General features: G+C 59.5%; 1 protein-coding gene. It reads right to left on the bottom strand.

Annotated elements, in window-relative coordinates; translation table 11 throughout:
- Positions 1-3,138, bottom strand: a 3,138-nt coding sequence (locus RR842_RS13150) for a leucine-rich repeat protein (RefSeq protein ID WP_332730048.1), incomplete at its 3' end; no start/stop codon positions are given.
- Positions 3,139-3,315: the final 177 nt, after the last annotated feature.

Genomic DNA, 3,315 nt, shown 5'->3' on the forward strand with positions numbered 1-3,315 from the left:
GAAGAAGGATCCATCCTTTTCCAGGGAGGCCACCAGTTGCCTGCCGACAAGGGCACCCCCCTCAGGAAGGGTCCCTCTGTTCGTTACCGCCAGCGCCGTGCTCACCCGATCCACGTTGCCACCGGTGCGTCCCTGCGCATCTAAGGCAAGGCTCTTCACCAAAGAGGCCACGCGCGCTTCCCCCACATACACGCACGCGCCATCGGCCAAGCCGCACAACGCGCCATCGCCGATGGCCTTCAGTGCGCCTGCGCCCAACCCCGCACAGGCCGTCAAGTCAACCGCCAGCACGTTCGGGCAGTCGGAAAAGGCCTCTTTGCCCACCTCAGTCACGCCGGCGGGCAGCTTCAGCATCGTCAGCTCCGCATGGGACAAACCACTGAATGCAAAGGAGCCGATGGTGGTAACCCCTTCTGCTATCTGGATGTTCTTGATAGCGCTTGCCTGTGAGGCCCACGGTGTCTCGGCAGCAGAAGCGAAGTCCTTCATCGCTCCCGCACCCGACACCTCAAGCGTTCCGTTTTCCAGCAACCCCGCCACCACCTCGCCAGGATTGCCCTTGCCGATTTCCCACACAGCGCTCTTGACCAGTGCGCGGTTGCTTGCCGCCCAATCATACGAGGCCAGCTTCGCATCGCTTGACAGCGTATAGGTTTGCAGCAGGTTGCTTGCAGAATACGGCGATTCCACTTTGAACATATCGGTGGTGTTCGCCGCTGCCGGAAGCGAGAAGCTCGCGGGGATCTCAACAAGCGACGTGCAGTTGGCAAAAGCACGCGTGGCATCGGTCACCGTAGAGGGAATGGCGCTTATCGAAGCAAGCGAGGAACACCCCCGAAATGCATTGAACAGCATGCGCACGCCCTCGGGCACGGATGGCATCCTCGTAAGCGAAGAGCATCCATCGAACATGCCGATCAAATGCGTTGTCGCAGCAGGGATCGCAGGCGCGGCCTTCAGCGCCGTACAGCCCTGGAACGTATAGGAGTAGCTTTTCGTGGAAGCTGGCAGGTTCGCCACCGATTCAAGGGAGGTTGCGTTCCAATAGGTCTGGGACAGGTCCTCTACTGAATCTGGTATGGCCGGCACCGTCTTCAACGCGCTGCAATGTGAGAACGTACCGGCCATCTGCGTAGCACCGGCAGGAATTGACTCAATACTCACCAACGAGGAGCAGTACTCGAACGTATACTTCAGATTCTGCACGCTGTCGGGCAGCTTCGGAGCCATCACGAGGGAGGTACACTGGCTGAAGGCGCGCTCGGCGCTCAGTACGCCACCCGGTATGCCCGACACGGAAGCCAGCGCCGCACATCCGGCAAAGTAGTAATCAAGGCTGGTTGGCTTGGTCTGTCCTTCGAATTTCACGGCCACGATAGAGGGGCGTTGCGCATTCCAGGGAACATCCTGCTGACGTGCGAACGACTGCAGGTCGCCCTTGCCCGCGATCACCAACGTACCATCGGAATAAAGCGATGCTGTCGCGTCGGAAGCGACATCTTTGCCGATATCCCATTGCTGGGATACAACGATCTTCGTTCCCGCCTGTTTGCTGGCCTTGAACGTGTCCCAGGCAACTCCCAACGCAGTGGTCGCCTCGTCTGTCTGACCTTGCGTGGCCGCCGCATCAACAGCAACCGCGCTCGCCACATCCACCGCATCAGCGATCGCCTTTATGTCATCGGCGCTCACCCACAGCTCAGTGTTCACCACATCCGCGCCGTCAACGCTGGTCTTGACTGTGGGAATATCGGCTTTCACCTGGTTGATCACGCGGTTCAACTCGGTTTTGTTTGCAGCGACGTTTTCCCCAGCGCCCGCTGTTGAAAACGTGAAGGTGATGGGAGATCCGGTGGTAGAGCCGGTATTGGGCCCGGAAAGCGACGGGCCGAACGTGAGCACATAGCACTTGCCAACCTCGAACGTGCCCGCTGAAACCGAGAAGGTCATGTTCCTGCAGGGCTTCGCGGCGTCGAAGGTAGTACAGGCCAGGTTGCCCTTCTCCTTCGAGGCCACGACCACACCGTCGGAATCGACTACCGACACCTGGGGATACACCGTGCTGTCAAGCCATGCTTCAGGACTGCCGCCCGGATAACGCGTCGGCCCCCAATTGACGCCCGCACCGCCCAACGCAACGTTGAACGACAGAGCCTGTGCAGCGTCCACCGCGTTCTCGATAAAGTTGCGGTACGTGCCCGCTTCCGTCGTGATCTTGTCAAAACCAGATATCGTCAGCTTGCCCGAAGCTCCTTGGTCGCCAACGTAGTCCGCTCGCGGCTCGGGAGCGCGCTCTTTGATGGCAACCGTGTAGTTGCCTCCGAACTGGATGGAGTTGGAACCATTGAAACGGGCAAAGCCGTCGTTACCTACCACCGTCTCGTACACCGCCGTCGTCGGGTCACCCAACACCGACAAAGCCGACTCCGAGGCGTTCACCGTGGAGGTATTGGAGAAATCAACACTATAGCCCGCACCTCGCGAGGTCTGTCCCACGTCATAGCCGCCGTAATACGACAAGGTGATGGCGTCCCCTGCCTTAACCTGCTTGTCTACGGTCAAACCAGACGTAGCGCCCACGGCATCGAACGCGTATTCCCAGCTATCGAAGTAGGTGGCAAAGCACCCATGCCAAGCAAAGCCAATGCGCAAGTCTCCCGTCGAGGTATCCTGCGCGGAATACGGTGCCAAACGAAACGCGTAAACCCAGCTCGACTGCACGCTCGCGCCCAGACCACTCCATACGTCGGCGCCGGAACCGTCGGCGCCGCCCGCCAAAACGGGGCCGACAGATGCTGCGCCATCGTGGCGTCCGGCTCCGTCGTGCATATCGAAGTTCATGGAGCTTACCAACGCACCCTCGGCCGTGTTGCCCGAGCGCTGCTCGAAGACAACGGCAAAGGGAGCGAAGGTATTTCCGCCGCTTGCGGTATTGGTGCCCGTGCCACTCCAGAACGCCGAGGGGCGCGTTTGCTCAGGGTCACCGATCTTGGTCACTAGGATGCGGTACGGGTCATTCGCCGTTCCGACAGCGGTAGCGTTGTAGGCATCGTGCTTGGGACCGTCAAAGGCAAGCGCCGTACCCGGGGCAATAACCACCATGGTCAGGGCAAGGGCCAAGCTCAGCAGAATGCGCAACGGCCAACTCCCTTGCGAGCAGAACGCACTCTGGACACTCCCCCTTTGCGACCCATTCCTTCTTGCTACAAGCACCATGACCGTCCCTTCCCTGTTGCCTTGCCACCAACCCGCAAGTCCTCCGAGTATCCCTATCAGAATATCTTATTTAAGTATATTCTGATATGAGTATTATAT

The sequence above is a fragment of the Gordonibacter sp. genome (assembly GCF_036667095.1).
Lineage (GTDB): Bacteria > Actinomycetota > Coriobacteriia > Coriobacteriales > Eggerthellaceae > Gordonibacter.